Origin of the sequence: Granulicatella seriolae (genome assembly GCF_024543085.1) — a bacterium.
Classification (GTDB): Bacteria; Bacillota; Bacilli; order Lactobacillales; family Aerococcaceae; genus Granulicatella; species Granulicatella seriolae.
This window is the reverse complement of record NZ_JANHNZ010000001.1, coordinates 445,222-465,455: the sequence shown is the minus strand read 5'-3', so window position 1 is coordinate 465,455 and position 20,234 is coordinate 445,222. Positions and strand designations below refer to the sequence as shown.

18 protein-coding genes, 1 pseudogene and 1 riboswitch are annotated in these 20,234 nt (G+C 37.8%); of the genes and pseudogenes, 9 read left to right on the top strand and 10 right to left on the bottom strand.

What is annotated here, in order from left to right; translation table 11 throughout:
• Both NPA36_RS02060 and gloA2 read left to right on the top strand, forming a co-directional pair.
• Positions 1 to 1,647, top strand: a complete 1,647-nt coding sequence (locus NPA36_RS02060) for a hypothetical protein (RefSeq protein WP_256944454.1) — start codon at positions 1 to 3, stop codon at positions 1,645 to 1,647.
• 11 nt (positions 1,648 to 1,658) lie between these two features.
• Positions 1,659 to 2,039: an SMU1112c/YaeR family gloxylase I-like metalloprotein gene (gene gloA2, locus NPA36_RS02055; RefSeq protein WP_256944453.1), complete on the top strand. Its 381-nt coding sequence runs from the start codon at positions 1,659 to 1,661 to the stop codon at positions 2,037 to 2,039.
• Positions 2,040 to 2,897: 858 nt separating this feature from the next.
• Here the strand turns inward: gloA2 and NPA36_RS02050 are convergent.
• Positions 2,898 to 3,908, bottom strand: coding sequence for a calcium/sodium antiporter (locus tag NPA36_RS02050; RefSeq protein WP_256944452.1), 1,011 nt, complete (start codon positions 3,906 to 3,908; stop codon positions 2,898 to 2,900).
• A gap of 67 nt (positions 3,909 to 3,975) precedes the next feature.
• Positions 3,976 to 5,265: an MFS transporter gene (locus tag NPA36_RS02045; protein ID WP_256944451.1), complete on the bottom strand. Its 1,290-nt coding sequence runs from the start codon at positions 5,263 to 5,265 to the stop codon at positions 3,976 to 3,978.
• Positions 5,266 to 6,262: 997 nt separating this feature from the next.
• Here NPA36_RS02045 and rplM point away from each other — a divergent pair.
• From rplM to tnpA, 3 genes are all read left to right on the top strand, one after another.
• On the top strand, positions 6,263 to 6,706 hold the full coding sequence (gene rplM, locus NPA36_RS02040) for a 50S ribosomal protein L13 (RefSeq protein WP_256944450.1): 444 nt from the start codon (positions 6,263 to 6,265) through the stop codon (positions 6,704 to 6,706).
• A 13-nt stretch (positions 6,707 to 6,719) separates the two neighbouring features.
• Positions 6,720 to 7,112, top strand: a complete 393-nt coding sequence (gene rpsI, locus NPA36_RS02035; protein WP_256944449.1) for a 30S ribosomal protein S9 — start codon at positions 6,720 to 6,722, stop codon at positions 7,110 to 7,112.
• Positions 7,113 to 7,306: 194 nt separating this feature from the next.
• A complete protein-coding gene (gene tnpA, locus NPA36_RS02030; RefSeq protein WP_256944448.1) occupies positions 7,307 to 7,780 on the top strand; it encodes an IS200/IS605 family transposase in 474 nt (157 codons plus the stop codon).
• A 114-nt stretch (positions 7,781 to 7,894) separates the two neighbouring features.
• On the opposite strand, the gene NPA36_RS02025 is transcribed toward tnpA, so the two are convergent.
• The 4 genes from NPA36_RS02025 to NPA36_RS02010 all read right to left on the bottom strand — a co-directional run bounded on the left by NPA36_RS02025 (position 7,895) and on the right by NPA36_RS02010 (position 10,553).
• Entirely contained in the window at positions 7,895 to 8,383 is a 489-nt protein-coding gene (locus tag NPA36_RS02025) for a prolyl-tRNA synthetase associated domain-containing protein (protein ID WP_256944447.1), read from the bottom strand.
• 31 nt (positions 8,384 to 8,414) lie between these two features.
• Positions 8,415 to 8,822 (bottom strand): GNAT family N-acetyltransferase, encoded by a 408-nt coding sequence (locus NPA36_RS02020; protein WP_256944446.1) that lies wholly within the window; start codon positions 8,820 to 8,822, stop codon positions 8,415 to 8,417.
• Between the two features lie 234 nt (positions 8,823 to 9,056).
• Complete coding sequence (locus tag NPA36_RS02015; RefSeq protein ID WP_256944445.1) at positions 9,057 to 9,701, bottom strand: hypothetical protein; 645 nt, start codon at positions 9,699 to 9,701, stop codon at positions 9,057 to 9,059.
• Between the two features lie 15 nt (positions 9,702 to 9,716).
• Positions 9,717 to 10,553: a helix-turn-helix domain-containing protein gene (locus NPA36_RS02010; protein ID WP_256944444.1), complete on the bottom strand. Its 837-nt coding sequence runs from the start codon at positions 10,551 to 10,553 to the stop codon at positions 9,717 to 9,719.
• Between the two features lie 267 nt (positions 10,554 to 10,820).
• On the opposite strand from NPA36_RS02010, the gene NPA36_RS02005 reads away from it, so the two are divergent.
• From NPA36_RS02005 to NPA36_RS01995, 3 genes are all read left to right on the top strand, one after another.
• Positions 10,821 to 12,134 carry an ABC transporter substrate-binding protein gene (locus NPA36_RS02005; protein ID WP_256944443.1) on the top strand — a complete coding sequence of 438 codons (1,314 nt, stop codon included), beginning with the start codon at positions 10,821 to 10,823 and terminating at the stop codon, positions 12,132 to 12,134.
• 162 nt (positions 12,135 to 12,296) lie between these two features.
• Entirely contained in the window at positions 12,297 to 13,196 is a 900-nt protein-coding gene (locus tag NPA36_RS02000; RefSeq protein WP_256944442.1) for a carbohydrate ABC transporter permease, read from the top strand.
• Between the two features lie 15 nt (positions 13,197 to 13,211).
• The gene (locus NPA36_RS01995; RefSeq protein WP_407932752.1) at positions 13,212 to 14,063 is read left to right on the top strand and encodes a carbohydrate ABC transporter permease; all 852 of its coding nucleotides are present in this window, start codon (positions 13,212 to 13,214) and stop codon (positions 14,061 to 14,063) included.
• Between the two features lie 178 nt (positions 14,064 to 14,241).
• On the opposite strand, the gene NPA36_RS01990 is transcribed toward NPA36_RS01995, so the two are convergent.
• Both NPA36_RS01990 and NPA36_RS01985 read right to left on the bottom strand, forming a co-directional pair.
• Positions 14,242 to 14,913 (bottom strand): ABC transporter ATP-binding protein, encoded by a 672-nt coding sequence (locus NPA36_RS01990; RefSeq protein ID WP_256944441.1) that lies wholly within the window; start codon positions 14,911 to 14,913, stop codon positions 14,242 to 14,244.
• An 11-nt stretch (positions 14,914 to 14,924) separates the two neighbouring features.
• Complete coding sequence (locus NPA36_RS01985) at positions 14,925 to 15,989, bottom strand: ABC transporter permease (RefSeq protein ID WP_256944440.1); 1,065 nt, start codon at positions 15,987 to 15,989, stop codon at positions 14,925 to 14,927.
• Between the two features lie 217 nt (positions 15,990 to 16,206).
• Between NPA36_RS01985 and NPA36_RS01980 the strand changes: the two are divergent.
• A pseudogene (locus NPA36_RS01980) lies at positions 16,207 to 16,796 on the top strand (TMEM175 family protein).
• A gap of 346 nt (positions 16,797 to 17,142) precedes the next feature.
• Here the strand turns inward: NPA36_RS01980 and NPA36_RS01975 are convergent.
• Entirely contained in the window at positions 17,143 to 18,321 is a 1,179-nt protein-coding gene (locus tag NPA36_RS01975; RefSeq protein WP_256944439.1) for a cation:proton antiporter, read from the bottom strand.
• A gap of 43 nt (positions 18,322 to 18,364) precedes the next feature.
• Positions 18,365 to 18,438, bottom strand: a riboswitch (Fluoride riboswitch).
• A gap of 350 nt (positions 18,439 to 18,788) precedes the next feature.
• Positions 18,789 to 20,213, bottom strand: a complete 1,425-nt coding sequence (locus NPA36_RS01970) for a 6-phospho-beta-glucosidase (RefSeq protein ID WP_256944438.1) — start codon at positions 20,211 to 20,213, stop codon at positions 18,789 to 18,791.
• Between the last annotated feature and the right edge of the window lie 21 nt (positions 20,214 to 20,234).

The following is a 20,234-nucleotide window of genomic DNA, read 5'->3' as shown; positions in this document are numbered from 1 at the left end:
ATGAAACTATTTAAACAATTATTACCAGCCTTGATAACACTTATTGTTGTTGCTATCATATCCTATGTTCAATTAATCCCCTATAATTTACGTAACCCACAATTCTGGGTTCTTATCCTGATAGCTACAGTTATTTATTTTATCGTCAATGTCTTCGTCAAGTCCACTAAGGATGTCATCATCGAAGGGCCAAGACCAGTTGGCAAACGATTTACAGCAACAAAAAATCCTATGTTAGCTGAGTTATTTAAACTTCCTAAACGCTTTGCTATTCTATTAGGAATCTTTGGACTAATTTTTCTGCTTGGTCTTTTAAGTGGCTTACCAATCTGGCAGGCCAAAAGTTTTGCCAACCAAATTGGCACCATACAAAGTGGTGATTTTTCCAAGGATTTGAAGTTGTCAGACCCAAGTAATATTATTACCGTGGACCGAGATATGTCTGAAAAACTAGGTGACCGAAAAATCGGGGAGATGAAGGACCTAGTTTCGCAATTTGAAGTGTCAAAAGACTTTGTTCAGATTGCAGTTCAAGATAGACCTGTCCGTGTTTCACCACTTGAATATGCCGGTTTTTGGCGTTGGTTAACCAATCAGTCTACAGGTGTCCCTTACTATGTAGAGATTGATTCAATCACAGGTGACTCTAAACTAGTCAAAATGGATCAACCAATCAAGTACTCAAAGAGTGAATACTTTAACCGTGACGTTGCTAGACATTTGTGGTTCAATTACCCAACCGCCATGGTGTCAGATGTTTCTTTTGAGTTAGATGAAGAGGGCAAACCTTATTATATTGCCACCGAAGTTAGTCCTAAGATTGGATTCTTTAATGGCTTGGATGTGGTAGGCATCTTTGTTATCGATGCTGTAACGGGTGAGATTCAACGATTTGCCATCGATGAGGTTCCTGGCTGGGTAGACCGAGTGGTGCCAGCTGAATTGGTCTTGAGACAAATTGACCAACATGGTCTTTACCAAGGAGGTTTTTGGAATTCCTTGATTGGAAAACGTGGTGTTACCAAGCATACTAATGGTTATCAATATTTTGTTAAGGACAATGACCTTTACCTTTATACGGGAATAACTTCCGTTAATGCCGATGAGTCAAATGTGGGATTTGTATTGGTTAACTCTAGAACCAAGGAAACTATCTTATACGATATCGGTGCGGCAACAGAAGTCAGTGCCCAAGAGAGTGCTCAAGGTTCTGTTCAAGAAAAAGGTTATGTGGCAACCTTCCCATTGCTGTTAAACATCGAAGGAAAGCCCACCTATTTCTTATCGCTCAAGGACAATGGCGGTTTGATTAAACTTTATGCCTTTGTTGATGCAGAAAACTACCAACGTGTTGTCATTGGTGAAACCGTTCAAGTCGCTTTCCAAGCCTACACAGGAAAGGAAAGTTCTAGCCAAGTGACTACGGATGGGCAAACACCATTTAGCGGAACGGTGGAAGCACTCAATCAAATCGTTCTGAAAGGTGAAACGCATATGGCTTTCAAACTGAGTGGCAAAGAGGAAATCTACTTCGCACCGATTTCTGTAAATTCTGATCTGGCTTTCTTAAAGGTGGGCGATACTGTTAAAGGAGAGACAGCGAATGGTCTTGTTAATTCGATTGTGATTGAAAAAGCTGCACCATAAAGGAGAAGATGATGAAATTAAATGAAGTACACCATATAGCGATTATTGTCTCAGACTATGAAGTTTCCAGAGCTTTTTATGTGAACACACTAGGTTTTGAGGTCATCCGTGAAAATGTTCGGCCTGATAAAGATGATGTCAAGCTGGATTTACGGCTGGGAACTATGGAATTGGAAATTTTTGGTAAGGAAGATAGCCCTAAGCGTCCTGGCTATCCTGAAGCTTGTGGGCTGCGTCATCTGGCGTTTAAGGTCGATAATATTGAAGAAGTTGTGGCTGAGTTGGAAGAAAAGGGTATTGAGGTGGAGGACATTCGTTTTGACACCTTCACCAATAAAAAGATGACCTTTTTCCACGACCCAGATGGGCTTCCTTTGGAGTTGCATGAGTAGTGGGTATAAGGAACCATGTGCTTGAGAAAAATAAGGAATGAAGTGAATTTCTAACATATAAAAGAATCGTCAGATAGGAAGTAGAAATCAAAACGGTGGCACCGGGGCTGGGCAAAAAGTCTGTAATAAAATAAAAAAAGTTTCTCCCGACTTTTGCACTTGAATGAAAGAAAACACCACCAAACCCCTTGTTACTAAAGGGTTTTAGTGGTGTTTTTATTTTTTTAAGAGTATATATACAGTTTTTTCAAGTTTTTAATGTCATCAATGAGGAATTCATTTCATTTTCAATATTTTTGCATAGTCTTCAGTCAAAATTACTCTGTTTTCTCAAATGAAATAATAATTTTATGCATCTAAATTTGATAAATACTTATATCTTATAGGATAAATTTATCAAAAATCATATGATAAATTAGCTTTTTTATCAAAAAATAGTAAATTTATATACAAAACTTCTATTTAACCATTATAGCAAAACTACTGTATATATACAAGTGTTAATTGATTATACTTTGTGTAACCCTTGTGGCTGTAAGTGTTTGTCGACTTATTTTTTCCTGTAAGTGCAAAAGTCGGGAAAAAAAGTTTCTAAATCATAAAATAGTTCCCCAGAAATCTATCAGAAATGGGAACGGTGGCACCGCCGTGAGCCGAAGTCTCACTGGCTTAGCTGTCTACGTGGCTGTAATCGGCTGAAGCCGAAACATCCACTGTGCGTCAGCTATGCTATACACCGTTATTTCGGATAGATTTCTGGGGAACTATTTTATTTGGCTACCATTTGGACTTTTTGCCCAGCCCCGGTGCCACCGTTTTGATTTCCGATAGATGGGCTAGAGACTCGACTACTTTCAGCTACCCAATTTCCAAATACACTAATATCAAAACGTAGACTAGGTAAAGGAAGAGCAAGCCTAGTCCTTCTTTTTTAGTGATAAGTCTGACTTTGCTGTTTTGGACGAAGAAGTAAAAGAAGAGTGCGATGACTAGAATCATTGGGAAGATGAAGTAGAAATAGATGCTTGGAATTATCAGGACTGGGCTGAGGAGAGGTGCAATTGGCAGAACCAAAAGAAGATTCAGAACACAGGCTCCGATGATGTTTCCTAGGGCGAGTGATGTTCTATCTTTCTTTACCGCACTGATGAAAGTACTTAATTCAGGTAAGCTTGTTCCGAGAGAGACGACTGTAGCTGAAATTAAGGTTTCTGGAATACCGAATTGCAAAGCAATTACTTGAACAGTATCTACCAAAAGATTGGCGAAAAACGTCAAGACTAGAGCAGATATGATAACGATAGCCAACAAAAATACGGTAGATTTTTGCTTTTCTTCGTTAGTGCATTCCTCTTCCAAGGTATGGTCATGCTCCATTCGCCGATACATCATGACAAAGTGAACACACAAGGCAATCAGAAACAGAAAGCCAAGCACAGAAGGAATCTGACCTGTTTGAAAAGGCCAAATAGGGGTCAAACTGATAAAGGCTAAGATAATAAAGCCAATCAAAAATCCAAATAGCTCATGAAAGTTTCGTAGAGCATCTTTATTAACAGGAATAGCACCGAATAAGGCTCCAATTCCTAGTACAAAGGTCAAGTTTGAAACAATGGAACCAAACAAGTTTCCCAAAGCTATTTCTGGTGAGCCATCTATGGATGCCAAGGCAGAAGTTGCTACTTCGGGTAAGGTGGTACCTATCGAGATGATAGTGGCACCAATCAGGAGTTCGGACATGTTTGCCTTTCGAGCTAATAAACTAGCATGGTCAACCAAGTAATCCGATGATTTGGCAAGACCAGCAAGGGAGATGGCTAAGAGAAGCAACAAAAAAACTAGAGGGACTTGTGCTAAAAGTTGCTGCATATGAATCACCTGCTTTTTCTTTTAGTATACCACAAGCTCCCTACTAGCTTAGAGCAATAAGGGTTTATTAGTGAGCCGTCGCTTTAGAGGCTGGATTGGTTTTAGTCATAAATGAGGATGTTTTTTCAAAACTTTCAGCGTTCAAATGACTATAAGTTTCCTTTTTCAAATTACCGATACTCAACATCGCTAGGAAACTAATTATATATAAGGATGAAAGGAAGATCATAACCATGGAGCTGTTAGACACGTCCAGAATGATACCAATGATGAGGGAAGAAAATCCTCCCAAGGCACGACCCACGTTTAGGATGGTGTTGTTGGCAATGGAGCGAATATGGTGAGGGTAGAGTCTTGTAATCATAGCGCCATATCCTGCGAACATACCATTTACAAAGAATCCTACGATAGCTCCTCCAATCAGCATGCTAGTCATGGTGTTGGCGTATTGGAAGAGGAAGACGCAGACTGCTGAAGCGATGAGGAAGATGCCGTAAACTAGCCTAGGTCCAAAGCGGTCAAGAATTTGTCCAAAGACTAGCATACCGATGGACATTCCAATGATGGTAGAAATCATCCAGATGGACGAGTTTTTGACGCTGATTCCTAGATTGGCTTGGATGATTGAGGGTAGCCAGTTCATCATACCAAAGTAGCCAGCGATTTGTACGGTTGTCATGACCATTAGGGCTAAGGTCTGTGCGGTTAGAGCAGGCGTTGCGAAAAGCTCAGAGATATTAGCACGTTGTTTCTTGTTTGAGCTGGTATTAGTCTTAGCGTCCTTATCGATAATCTTGCTGTCATCAATGGCAAGTACCATCCAAGCTACTAGGAGAAGTGGCGCTAGTCCGAATAGGAAAAGCCCGCGCCATCCAAAGATAGGAGCGATTAGTCCTGCTAGGAGGGCTGAAGAGATGGCACCGATTTGTCCAGCGACACCATTTAGCGAGCTGACACGGCCCATTTTATTAGCTGGTACTAGTCCAGCCATGATAGCAATGGCGACTCCGTATTCACCACCGACTCCGATTCCGGCGATAAAGCGCATGAGGTAGAGGTAGCTGATGTTCGGTGTGAAGAAAATTAAGCCTGTTGCGACTGAAAAAATAAGGATAGTCCATTTGAAAACTTTGAATTTATTATAGCGATCTGCAAGAATTCCGAATATGATACCACCGACCAACATACCTATGTTAGTGATAGTGGCGATGGCGCCGCCTTGTGTGGAAGAAATATTGAGTTGTGCCATGATGGTAGTCAGTGAAAAGGATAGGAACATGACATTGAGGTCATCTGTACCTGATGCGACGATGGCGGCAACAAGAGCACGACGATTGTTTTTATCTAGCTTTGACATAAGAAAACTCCCCTTTACTGTGTAACTAGTACACAAGATTAATGAAGGCTCTCAGACCTTCTTTATTAAACGATGAAACCAGACTAGATAGATACTCAACCTCCTTAAAAGCTGACAAAAAAAGCCAGCAACCGAAGTCACTGGACATGAAAGAAGGTATGATGAAGTTACAGCACATACCATATAGATAGGCTTGTTAACGGTTCTTCCATGTCTCACAGGACACGATTAAAGTTACCAAATTTTTATTAGTGAAATTGTAACGCTTTGAAATGGGCTTGTCAAGTTAAGGTGGGTTTTAACTTGGGAATGATACTTTGAATAAGTTGTGGATAAAAAGTCTGTAAGGAATAAGTTGTTCTAAATCATAAAAGAGTTTCTGGGAAAATGTATCTGAAATGAGAACGGTGGGACCGCCGTGAGCCTAGGTCTCACTGGCTTAGCTGTCTACGTGGCTGTAAGGGGGCGCAAAAAGTCTATAATAAGATAAAAGCATTCTAAAACATAAAATAGTTCCCCAGAAATCTGTCCGAAATGAGAACGGTGGCACTGCCGTGAGCCTTGGTCTCACGGCTTAGCTGTCTACATGGCTGTAATCGGCTAAAGCCGAAACATCCACTGTGCGTCAGCTATGCTTTACACCGTTATTTCGGATAGATTTCTGGGGAACTATTTTATTTGGTTACCATTTGGACTATTTGCCCAGCCCCAACATCCACTGTGCGTTAGCTATGCTTTACACCGTTATTTCGGATACATTTTCTCAGAAACTCTTTTGTTTTGATAGTATGTGGACTTATTGCTTAGAAACTTGATAAAATGACTTATAGATGAGCTTATTAAAAACTCAATTTTTTTATATGTTTAGTTACGAATTTTGTTGACTTTTGGCTAGATAACCAGTATTATAAGCAATGGTATTGTTTGCCCCACGAGAGAGCCCCGGAAACTCAATTGTGTCATCAAACAAACAGATAAGAATTTGGAGGAAACAAACGTGCGTACAACATATATGGCTAAAGCTAGCGAAACTGATCGTAAATGGGTTGTTATCGACGCTACTGATGTTCCATTAGGACGTCTTTCAGCTGTTGCAGCAAGCATTTTACGCGGTAAAAACAAACCAACATTTACACCAAACGTTGATACAGGTGATTTCGTAATCATCATTAACGCTGACAAAGTAGCATTAACAGGTAAAAAAGCAACTGACAAGATCTATTATCACCATTCAAACCATCCTGGTGGATTGAAATCACGTACTGCAGGAGATTTACGTTCAAACAACTCTCGTAAATTAGTTGAATTATCCATTAGAGGTATGCTACCTAAGAACTCATTAGGACGCCGTCTATTTACTAAATTAAACGTTTACGGTGGAGCAGAACACCCACATGCAGCGCAACAACCTGTAGAAGTAGACATTCAATCACTAATCTAAGGAGGAAGCAACATTGGCTCAAGCACAATATACCGGCACTGGCCGTCGTAAAAATTCAACTGCCCGCGTATTCTTAGTACCAGGGACAGGTAACATCACTATCAACAAAAAACCAATCGAAGATTACATCCCATTCCCATACCTACACGAAGTAATCAAACAACCATTAAACATTACTGAAACATTAGGTACTTACGATATCAATGTTAACGTAAATGGTGGTGGATTTACAGGACAATCAGGAGCAATCCGTCACGGAATCGCTCGTGCATTACTAACTGTAGACCCAGACTTCCGCTCACCTCTAAAAGCAGCAGGTCTATTAACACGTGACCCACGTATGAAAGAGCGTAAGAAACCAGGTCTTAAGAAAGCTCGTAAGGCTAGCCAGTTTTCAAAACGTTAAGAAACAGCTACATTACAACATTTATCGACACTTCATGGTTCACACCATGGAGTGTTTTTTTATATGTGTATGAAAACCACCTGCTATGCGGGTGGTTCCATGGAGCTTCCAGCGAGGTATTAAAAAAGCCTCCTAAAATGGTAAGATAATATTGGTTTCCCGACCGCATTATCAACTATTTTAGGAGGTTCTTTATGCACAAAGACAATCAAAGTTTATCACACACGGTATGGAAATGTAAGTATCACATCGTATTTGCACCAAAATATCGTCACCAAATCATCTATGGAAAGTATAAAAAGAGTATCGGGGAGATTATTCGATCTCTATGCGAAAGAAAAGATGTTGAGATAATAGAAGCCAATGCTTGTAGAGACCATATCCATTTACTGGTAAGCATTCCACCCAAATTAAGTGTATCTGCTTTTATGGGATATTTAAAAGGAAAGAGCAGTCTAATGATTTTTGACAGATATGCCAATTTAAAATATAGATATGGGAATCGAAAATTTTGGTGTCGTGGTTATTACGTAGATACCGTAGGACGAAATAAAAAACAGATTGAAGCTTATATTCGAAATCAAGTTCAAGAAGATTATGTAGCAGATCAACTAACCTTATTCGAAGAGTATGATCCGTTTACCGGACAAAAAATAGTTTTTTTTTAAACCGCTTTTTTACACTTTCTCATGACGAGAGAGTGTTTTTTATTGGTTAGTGTTATTTCTACATAAGGCGGGAGTTAGTAGTTAGGGATATCATTTCCCTAACCCATAAATGTACTACAAATCTATAATAGTATAATCATAACCAATCGCTTGAATGAATTTTAGGACATCCTGAGTTGATAAAAAGATGGTTTTGGTATTTACATTTGGATGAAAACTCATTCGTGGTTCAGATAAGATTTCCTTATCAAAATAAACTTGTATGTTTTTACTGTCATTATTAAGCAGTCCAAATATGGAAACAACTCCAGGAGGTAACTTCATTTGCTCAGCCAAACTGTCTGACGAAGCCATTTTTATGCGATTAGCACTGACTAGATCCTTAAATTTATCCATGTCCAAACGCTTTGTATCGTCCATAATTAATAAATAATAAGCAGTTTTTTTCTTATTCGTTAGGAACATAGACTTAGTTCTTACGCCTTCGATGCCAACAATAAACTGGTCCGCTTCCTCGGTTGTCAAAGCTGGAGGGTGTTCTACTATTTCATAGGGGATATCGAGATTTTCTAAGGTGGCTTTTACAGTTAAAAATGAATCCATATGATAAACTCCTTTCAATTGATTATAACCATCAATACGCTTTATAAAAAGCAACAACTTGACCTTTATCACAAGATGAAAAACCAAATTTTTGATAGAAATGTCTTACATCTGGAGCCTCTTCCGTCAACAAAACTTTTTGACGAATGTCAGTGTATTTATGTAGCATTTGATTCATTAAGTTGGTGCCAATTTGCTGATTTTGAAAGTCGGGGTGCACCAAAATATCTTGAATATAAAGGATTGTTTCCCCATCACCAACTGCTCTGATCAAACCTACTAGTTTTTCTCCATCCCAAGCTGTTATGACGGATAGGGAATGGTTAATGGCATTTTCTAGTTTCGCCAAGTTATTTGTGTAGTTTGTCCATTTTACGCTTGAATACAAGGATTTTATATCTGTCTGCTTAATTTCTTTGCTTTCTTTGTAAGTTATCACCTTGAACCTCCTAATAAAGTTTTTAATAAGAGTATGTTCCAAAATTACACATCAAAATAGTTCCTATTTATTACCAATTTTATTAGTACTATGAATTTAGGTTCTATACCCCGTGCTGATATGATTTGTTTTTTAGACAAGAAAAAGTGGAGGTAATAATAGGGGTAAAAAGAAATAATTTATGACCAAACCAAATCTTTTCCTCAACCTAATCCATCATTTCCTTTTTCTCAACTAATCACCCTTCAATGAACCAGTCAATCCTCGACATATCAGATAAATAAATCCACCAAAAAACACTGGTATAACAAGAAACCCTAGGATAGGAATTAAGAATAAGCACATAAAAAACGCCACGAAAACTCCGATCGTAAGCAAGGTTAGATACCACTTTCTCAACGAATGATAAAAGCTGTAAGAGAAGATAGATAACGTTTTTTCCATAGGGTTAAAGGCTAGAAAATAAGCAAAAGTTACAAGAATTCCCAATACAATCAGTCCTGTAAAAGCAATAATTAAGGTAAGTATTTGCGAAAAGCTACCGCTAAAAATGTGGGAATAGAGCATGTTAAAAGAGATGACACTCATTAACAGGGAATAGGGGACTGTTTTAAGAAATATTTTTTTGAAAAAAGAAAAATACATCGGAATTAGAGGTTTGCTCTCACCCAAACCTAGTTGATGAATGCAAAAGATTAAGGAGCTGATACTTGGCAATAACGTCAGCAATAAAAGAATTGTGAGCCAAAATACACCATCACTTGCAGAAAAGAATATGATAAACAAGAATAAAGGTAAATTGCTCAGACTGAAGCTGATATTGCATAAAAGAGCTTGATAAATTGTGTTACTGACCTTATAAAAGGTATGATTTTCCATTGAAATGGCTCCTTTTTATTTAATAATTTTGACATAATTTTTGGGTGATAGATTAGTAACACGTTTAAAAGCTCTAGCGAAAGTGGTGTAGTCTTTATAACCTAACTGTTCACAAACAGTATTTACATCCATTTCTTCATGCAGCAATTTTTTGGCAAGCGAAATTTTATTGAGCTGGATAAAGCTATAAATTGAAGTGTCTAGTTCTTTTTTAAACATTCGGTTGAGATAATGCTTGTTCAACTTAAAGGACTTTTCAATCATAGCAAGGGAAATGTGTTGGTCTAAATGTTTTTGAATGAATTGGATAATCTCTTGCATAAGAGGAGAAAGCTCGTGATTGATAAGAAAGCTATCTTCTTGAACTTTTCGGTACTTGTTTCGGTTAATCATAACTAAAATTTGAGCCAAATAGGCTTGCTGCAATAAATTATTACCAAATTCTTCCATACCATCTCTTTCAAGCTCTACTAGTTTATCTGTTATAGTCACAAACTCACTTATTTCCTCCTCACTTAGATGGAGGCCTTTTTTTTGATGGAATATGTTTAGTAATTCTGTTGTCTGGTTAGAAAACGATTGAACAATTTTAGGTGAAAAATGGATAATAGCTCGCTCGTAGGTTGAGTCGGACATGATTTTTGGGCCATGAATTTGGGTGTTATTCATCAAAAATAAATCTCCATGTGTTGGTTTAAATGTTTCGCCATCAATGAAAAAGCGAATGTCTCCTTGGAGAAATAGATTCAGTTCAAAATGGTTGTGCAGATGTGGTGCAAAATGAATGGTCTCTTTAGTACACCCATGAGAACTTAAGGTACTATTGGTAAAATGCTCAATATTGTATTCCATAAGCAAAATCCTTTCTCCTATCTTCAAGTTTTTACTGAATATCTTATTCATAGGATAACTCAAATCATAAAATAATGCAAAAAAATAACTAACCGTATTACCTTAAAATTGCTAGTAAAAGGCTTACCTGTACATAAATGAACGGAATTTTATATTGTAAGGGGTTTAATTTAGTTTTTTTTGTATTAATTGAGTTTCTTTTTGTGTTTACAATGAGTTTTGGTTTGCTTAAAATTAAGGTATCAAATTTATCGGAGGAGATAGACAATGAGTAAGAAAAAAATTGGATTTTTGGCTTTAGCAGCAACAACATGTGTCTTGGCGTTAGCAGGATGTTCAGGAAATGGAAGTGCAGAAAGCTCTACGAGTACAGCAGATAAACCTACAGAAACAGCAACAAGCAACGAAATCGCATTATCTGCTTGGGGCTATGAACAAAACGTTGAATTTAAGGCAATTGTTGAAGCCTTTGAGAAAAAATACGATGCAAAAGTAAAAGTTGTTGATATAGATCCGGGTTCTTATGAAAATAAAATTACAACACTCTTAGCGAGTGGGGATAAGACAGATGTGCTGTCCATGAAAGATGTTGGGAGTTATGTAAACTACGCCAATAAACAGCAACTAGTAGACTTAACTGCTTACTCCGAGGGTTTATCTGCTGAAGACTTAGCTAACTATGGTGGGAGTTTAGATAGCTATCGTACAGAAGATGGAAAAATTTATGCATTACCATTTAGAAAAGACACCTATGTCTTGTTCTATAATAAAAAGTTATTTGATGCGGCTGGAGTTGACTACCCTAAAGACTTAACTTGGGATACTTATCAAGAGTTAGCAAAGAAATTGACAAGTGGGGCTAATGAAGCCGAAAAAGTATATGGTGGTTATCATCATAAATGGTTCCCTATTCTTCAAGCAACTGCGGCAAATCAAACTGGTGGAGACCTATTAAGTGGAAAATACGATTACCTAAAAAACTATTATGATATTTTCCTAAATATGCAAAAAGATGGCACTGTGATGGACTATGCAACAATCAAAACAACAAATACAACCTACTCTTCTGTATTTGAAACAAACAAAACAGCTACCATGATTATGGGGTCATTCTACATTTCGAGATTGCTAAAAGCACAAGCATCTGGAGAAAATGAAATGAGTTGGGGTATGACGACTATTCCTCAGCGTTCCGATTCAAAAGAAACTATAACCTATGGTGGACCAGCTGGTATGGCTGTTAACAAAAATGCAGCAAATCCAGAATTGGCTCAAAAATTTGTTGAGTTTGCTAGTGGTAAAGAGGGGGCTTTAGTTTTATCCAAACTTGGAATTACAACAGCCTATAAGAATAAAGAAACTTTAAATGCTCTATTTTCTATAGAAGGTATGCCACAAGATGAAGAATCTAAAAAAGCATTAACTCCTGATAAAGATGGCTTAGAATATGCTGCAAAAGCTTCTGCAGCAGGGATTACCAAAGTTCTAGGTGAAGAACATGACTTGATTATGGTTGGTGATAAATCTGTCGAAGATGGCATTAAAGAGATGGAATCTCGTACGAAAGATCTTGTAGAATAAATCGTTTCGCTATTGGAAGAAGCTAGTGAGAATTTGGTTTCTATTCCATTTCATCAACTAAATGTATCTTAGACTCTAGACCGGTTTATTCATATGTCGAATTAAGGTGACTGGGATAAGTTCTGTCTCAGTCACTTACTTAATGAAGAAAGGAAAATTTATATGGACGTACGTCTTCCTAAGAGAAATAGATGGAATAAGTTAAAGAAAAACCTTATTTCATGGAGCTTCATTTTACCCAATTTTTCAGGATTTTTAATCTTCACCTTGATTCCTATTCTATTTTCTTTTGCTTTGGCCTTTTCAGAGTGGGATTCTTTTACCGCGCCAAAATTTGTCGCCTTAGACAATTTTGCCGAGATGTTGAAAGACGATACTTTTTGGATTGCTCTTAAAAATACCTTCTATTATACAATCGGTGTTGTCCCCTTAACCATGATGTGTTCACTTGGGCTGGCTATGTTGCTGAATCGAAAAGTGAAAGGGATTGGAATTTTTAGAACAATATTTTTCTTTCCCTATATTACGTCTCTTGTAGCAGTTGCGGTTGTATGGAACATGCTATTTCATCCAACCATGGGTCCAGTTAACCAGTTCCTTCAAAATTTTATTTCAACTGTCCCTGGATGGACTTCAAGTTCTCAGTGGGCTATGCCAGCTATTATCATAGTCAGCGTTTGGCGTAATATGGGTTATTATATGATTCTGTATTTAGCTGGACTACAAGGTATTCCAAGAGAGCTATATGAAGCCAGTTCTATGGATGGCGCCGGTAAATGGCGCCAATTTCTTAATGTGACTATTCCTTCATTGCGACCAACTACATTCTTTGTCATGATTATGTTGACTATTAATAGTTTTAAAGTTTTTGATCTGGTGCAAGTAATGACAGAAGGCGGACCAGGGCGATCAACGAATGTACTAGTTTATCAAATCTATAACGAAGCTTTTGTAAACTTCAGATTTGGTTATGCATCTGCTATTTCATTCGTATTATTTATCATCGTGCTGACCATCACCGTAGTTCAATTCCAAATTGACAAGAAACGTGCTCAAGCATAGAATGGAGGCTTAATGATGGAACAAGTACCTACATTTCGTAAAAGAAATGGTAAGAAAATTAGCAAACTGCTGCTTTACACATCTCTAATAATATTATCCATATTTGTATCAGTTCCTTTTATCTGGATGCTGTCAGCCTCGGTGAAATTAAGCAACCAAGTGTTTACAGTTCCAATTCAGTGGATCCCCAAAGAATTTCATTTTGAAAATTTTATTAATATCTGGAAAACTATTCCATTTGCTACCTTCTTTAAAAATACGGTTTTCCTATCGGTTGTTATTACATTAATTCAATTATTGACGAGTAGCTTTGCCGCTTATGGGTTTTCTAAGGCACAATTTAAGGGGAGAGATACACTATTTCTACTCTATATTGGAACAATCGCAGTTCCTTGGCAAGTCTATATGATTCCGCAATTCATCATGATGAAAGAGTTAGGCTTAACAGATAATTTATGGGCACTAGTCCTAATGCAGGCCTTTAACTGCTTTGGTGTATTTTTGATGAGACAATACTACATGTCTATTCCTGACGAACTTTGCGAATCAGCTCGAATTGACGGATTATCTGAATGGGGGATTTATTGGAAAATTGTCCTACCTCTAACCAAACCAGCAATCGCTAGTTTGACCATTATCACTTTTGTAAATACATGGAACGACTATATGGGACCATTTATTTACTTGAACAGTACTGAAAATAAAACAATTCAACTTGGGCTAAGAATGTTTGTGTCACAGTTTGACGCTGAGTATTCTTTGATTATGGCTGCTTCAGTTGTATCGATTATTCCTGTAGCAATTGTCTTCCTGTCCATGCAAAAATACTTTGTTGAAGGAGTTGCCACTTCAGGAATGAAAGGCTAAACTTACTATAAAACCGCACTCTGTTAAGAAAATAGGGGCGGTTTTTGTGTTGTAAATAGAGCTATGTAAAGAAAAGTGGTTTTGAAAGAAGCTTGACTTTCATGTAAAAATAACCCACCCCAAAACCTCATCTATCAAAGGTTCTGGGGTGGATTCTATTTTTCATTTAGTCTATAAACTATTTCTTCATATCCTGAGCAGTCAAAATACCATCTTTCATCACTAGCACACGGTCACAAAAGTCAACCATTCGCATGTCGTGGGTGACCATGATAGTAGCTTTATTCTTTTCTTTTGTTTCATGCGCTAGAATTTTTACCACTTCATAAGCTTTTTCTGTATCCAAGCTGGCTGTCGGTTCATCTGCCAAGATAATAGAAGGGTCATGGTATAAAGCGCGGGCAATCGCCACCCGTTGTCGTTCACCGCCGGACAAATCTTCGGGATATTTATTGATGAGTTTTTCGATTCCTAGCTCTTCAAATAGATTACTTTGAATATGTTTCTGTTTCCTAACCTTATCCACCAATATTAATTGGTCTTTAACGGTTAGAAAAGGAATTAAATTAGAGGCCTGTAAGATAAAGCCAATTTCTTTAAACCGCAGTTGGGCACGTTCTTTTTCTTTTTTCTCGCTAAATGGTTGACTGTTAATTAATACTTTTCCTTCACTAGGTTGTTGGAGGCCGCCTGCAATAGTCAGGAAGGTACTCTTTCCAGAGCCGGAAGGGCCAATAATGGCGACAAATTCACCTTTATTAACTGAAAAATTTGTTTCTTTTAGAGCGACTACTGTATTAGAACCATCTTGAAATGTTTTTTTAACTTGTTGAAATTCGATAACGCTCATATCGTTCACTCCTATCCTATGGCTTTTAGTGGGTCAATTTTGACGACTGCTCGAACTGAGAAAAAGGCACCTAGAACAGCGAACAAAAGCATCAAGCCGCTAATGGCTGCAAGGAAGAGTCCATTGATTTCAAAGGGAACTGCAACTGGTAACACTAGGGAAGTACCAATTGTAGCTAATAAACCAATCCCCACTCCTAATGCAGCCAGTAAAAAGGTTTGCATAATAACGGATCTTGCGATATAGCCACTAGAAATACCTTGAGCTTTCATAACACCAAAGATTTCAGTTTTTTGCATGGTTAATACATAGACAAAAATCCCCATAACAATAGCTGCAATAACAATCAAAAAGCCAATCATAAAGGCAAAGGTTAGCACTTGAGCGCTGTAACCAGGAAGATTATTAATGAATTCGGCAATAGGTACTTTGGATAATCCGTCAGGGACCTTAGACACGTTTCCTTTGGTCACTACCGCATTAATTCTTGCATTATCCGAAGTATCTTCTTTTTCAAAACGAATCTTTTGATAGGTTTCAATAGAAAGATATAAAACAGGACCGACACTAATTTTGGCTTTATCTGTAAAGCCAGTAATAGTAATTTCTGTGTCGCTACCAGAGAGTTTTAATACATCGCCAACCTTTAAACCATATCGTTCACGTAAACTATCATCGACAACAGTCTCGTCATCTTTGGCAAACATGTTTCCTTCTGTAACATTCGGTACTAAAAACTGGTCTTTATTAATAGCAAAAATGGTTGCGTTAATAGTCTCACTGTCACTCTTTTTAGAAATGACAACTGGTGTTTGTGCCAACTCTGCTTTTTCATCGGCTTCCACATCATTATAGGCTTTTCTGGTAATCATGGACATGGCCAAGCGATCGTTAGCCTCTTCAGCAATTAGAATATTATCAGCCTGCCATTTATCTATTGCTGTACGATTATCTTGTGCCAGACCATACGCTAATCCAGTCAGGAAGAAAACCAAATAAGCAATTAAAAACATGACGCCAATCACTAAGAAATAGCGCAATTTGGAATGTTTAATTTCATTTATAGCTAAGAACACGTCGTTCACCTCTTATACTTTTTTATCAACAGATAAAGTATAGCATAACTTTGTGAATTCAGGTAATTATATGATTGAAAAGGGGAAATGTTCTGATGAATTTATAGCTTATTAGTAAACATTAAATTGTTTTCAATTGGTTGGAAAAAGGCTATAATGTTACACAAGATAAATAGATTTTTTAGGAAATAAATAAAAATAGTAAGGGAGTAGATTTATGAATAAAGAACGTTTAGCAACATTTATTGATGCTGTATTAGCCATTGTTATCACTATTTTAGTATTAGAATTACGGAAACCAGATCCCATCAGCTTGAATGGTTTTCTAGCTTTGCGAGAGAATTTCTTTGCTTATGCTTTATCCTTTTTCTGGCTAGGTGCTATGTGGGTTAATCTTCATAATGAGTGGTATCGTATTAAGCGGATTAATACCAAGACAATCTGGGCAGCAATGCTCATATTATTTTTTCATCTCTCTTGCCATATGCAACCTCTATTGTTTCCGAAAACTTTAATAATCGCGCAGCACAAGGTTTTTATGGCATTGTTGTTTTAATGATTACACTTGCGAACATACTATCATACTATACATTGTCAAAAGGGAACAATGATGATGCAGAAGAAGTTCGTCAATTACATATGAGAAATCGCTGGCTTATAGGTGATGTTTTGATAAAATGTATCGGCCTAGTCATATCTCTCTTATGGTTCCCACCTGCTATGATGTATGCTGTTTTAGTTACCTTGCTTGTATTATTTATTCCAAATCAGATTAGTTATATTAAGAAAGAGCATCATTTGCTATAACATTTGTGAAGCATTTAAAGCCTCCAATGATTATGGATGAACAAAATTAATAAAGTTAAGAGTTTCCGGGAAAAGAATTAGAAATAGCGGCTGGGTAAAAGTCCAAATGGTAACCAAATAAAAGAGTTCCCCAGAAATCTATCCGAAATTACGGTGTAAAGCATAGCTGACGCACTGTGGATGTTTCGGCTTCAGCCGATTTACAGCCACGTAGACAGCTAAGCCAGTGAGACCAAGGCTCACGGCGGTGCCACCGTTCTCATTTCTGATAGATTTTTGGGGAACTCTTTTATGATTCAGGAAGTGACAATACTTGTATTGAAAGTTTTGTCCATTTTACACTTAGTCATCCATTTTCCAATAAAACCGAATAATACCGATCCATCAACCAAGCCCCGATTGGAGCAGTCAATAATATAGAAAGAACAGCCACTGTTAAGATAATTTCCCCGCTAGCTAGTCCTAGAGAAAGTGGAATGGCGCCTATAGCAGCCTGAACGGTAGCTTTAGGGAGATAACTCATCATGCAAAAGACTCTTTCCTTAAAGGTCAGATTAGTGTGAAGTAAAGAAACATAAACACCTAACATCCTAAAGAGGGAAATAAGTATCAATAAGACAATAGGCCATACTCCAGCTGCAACCGCATAGGACAAGTCGACACTGGCACCCACCAGTACGAATAAGAATATCTCAGCAATAATCCAAATCTTATTGAATTTGACAGATAGTCTTTCCGCTAGAGGTCTTTTTTGTCTGAAAATCATCAAGCTAAGACTCATTACAGCCAGCATGCCTGAAAAGGGGAATACTGATTTTAGGCTAGTTTCCATACCCATTAAAAGGAAAGAAATTGCTAACATAAGCAGCACTTTAATGGAATCTCTTATATGAATTCTATTGAAGAATTGTACAAGCAGATAACCAAGTAGAAACCCAAGGCTAGCACCGGATAATATAGCAATGGGAATACTAGTCAATTGGACTGCAGAGAAATTGCCACCCTCATTTAGTCCTAAAAAGGCAGTAAACAAGACTAAAACGAAGACATCATCAACTGAAGCTCCTGCTAAAATAATTTGGGGGACACGCTTTTTAACACCGTAGCCTTCTCTCATTAAACGTATCATCCTAGGCACAACGACAGCGGGGGACACGGCAGCGATGACACTTCCTAATAGAAGAGCTTCTGAAATGGAAATGTGAAGTAAGGTGGGGGCCAAGATGACTGTTCCCACAATCTCAAAGAGAGCAGGCACAAAGCACATCAATACAGCAGGACGACCCACCTTTTTTAAATCAGCCAAATCCAAGGCTAACCCTGCTCTGGTAAGGATTACGATTAAGGCAATGGTTCGTAGATCTGACGAGATATCTAAAAAATTCGAAGATAGTAGATTTAAACAATAAGGGCCTAAGATGATGCCGGTAAATAAGAGTCCTATTAGGGAAGGGAGTTTTACCTTTTGTGCTAAACTACCTAACAATAAACCAACGATGATGACTAAAGCAACACTAACTAACATGAGTTCCTCCTTACATAAAAATAATGACTTCTACACACTAAAGAAAGTGGTAGAAGTCATTAGCAAAAGTTGCGGTTTCAGTACAGACTGAGGGAGACATTCATTCCCTTTATAACAGTAAGATTATCTAATAAAAAGTTCTGTGTGTCAAATGTTGTTTTGAATAAGAATGAAGTTAGATAAAATGTTCGTAAGGAGTAAAATCTAATTTTAAGTCACAAAAGAGTTTCCGAGAACTGTATCAGAAATAGCGGTGTAAAGCATAGCCGACACACAGTAGCTGTTTCGACTTTAGTCGATTACAGATACGTAGACGGCTAAGACCGTGAGACCAAGGCTCATGGCGGTGCCACCGTTTTGATTTCTGATACAGTTCTCGGAAACCCTTTTGTTTAGTTATTTATACAGGTTTTTTGTCCAGCCTCAATAATAGAGAGTCAAATAGAGTAGCAATTATGCTTTCAAATCTAGATGAAATCCCTATTAGATTCAATAACCTTTTGGTACCAATAAAAACTATCTTTCTTCAATCGCTTGAAGCTGCCCTGACCTTGATCGTCTGCGTCTACATAGACAAAGCCATAGCGTTTTTTCATCTCACCTGAAGAGGCGCTGACAATGTCGCAGGCTGCCCAAGCAGTGTAGCCGAACAAATCTACGCCATCCTCTTCAATAGCGGCTACCATAGCTTTGATATGCTCAGATAAATAGTTGATGCGGTAATGATCTTTGATTTGCCCATCTTCATTTACCGTATCTACTGCACCTAATCCGTTTTCTACAATCAGCATTGGTTTTTGATAGCGGTCATAAACTTGATTCAGGGTAATTCTTAAACCTAATGGGTCAATTGGCCAGCCCCATTCGCTAGTTTCTAGATAAGGATTTTTAGCTGTTGCAAAGAGGTTTCCATCTGTCAGTTCAGCATCGCTATCTTTGCTAGCAATACAACGACTGTTGTAATAAGAAAAGGAGATAAAGTCAACGGGGTATTCGGCAAGAATGCTTGCGTCATCTTCTTGCATAACTACTTCAATGCCTTTACATTGAAATTCTTTCAACGCGTAGTTTGGGTACTTGCCGCGTGATTGAACATCGACAAAGAAATAATTCTCCTGGTCAACCTTCATCGCATCCCACACATCTTTAGGGTTGCAACTAAAAGGGTAGGCACTACCGGCAGCAAACATACAACCAATCTTATTCTTAGGGTTAATTTCTTTAGCCATTTTTGTCGCCAAAGCACTGGCCACAAGTTCATGATGTGCTGCTTGGTATTTAATTTGTTCTTCGTCTTCATCCCCATTAAAGGTAAGTCCAGCAGCCATAAATGGTGCGTGTAGGATCATATTGATTTCGTTAAAAGGAAGCCAGTAATCAACATAGTCCTTATAGTAGGTAAATAAAACCTTACAAAGCTTCAAATAATAATCAATCATCTGTCTGCTCTTCCACGAGCCAATTGTTTGGACCAAATGCAATGGTGCATCAAAATGTGAAATTGTCACGATAGGTTGAATGCCGTATCTTTGGCATTCCTTAAATACAGCCTCGTAAAAATCTAACCCTGCTTGATTAGGTGTTTCTTCATCTCCATTTGGAAAAATTCGTGTCCAAGAAATACTTAATCGATAAGCCTTAAAACCCATTTCGGCAAATAGGGCTAAGTCTTCTTTGTAGTGGTGGTAAAAATCCACTGCTTTATGAGTAGGGTAATATAAGTTTGGGTCGATTGAGAAATCACTTATTTTACCACGAATAATATCTGAACGTTTGGAACCTGCTGGAACAATGTCCATAGATGACAAGCCTCTACCATCTTCTTGATAGCCGCCTTCATATTGGTTGGCTGACGTTGCTCCGCCCCATAAAAATTCTTTGCTGATAGCCACTTTAACACTCCTCACTTTTCT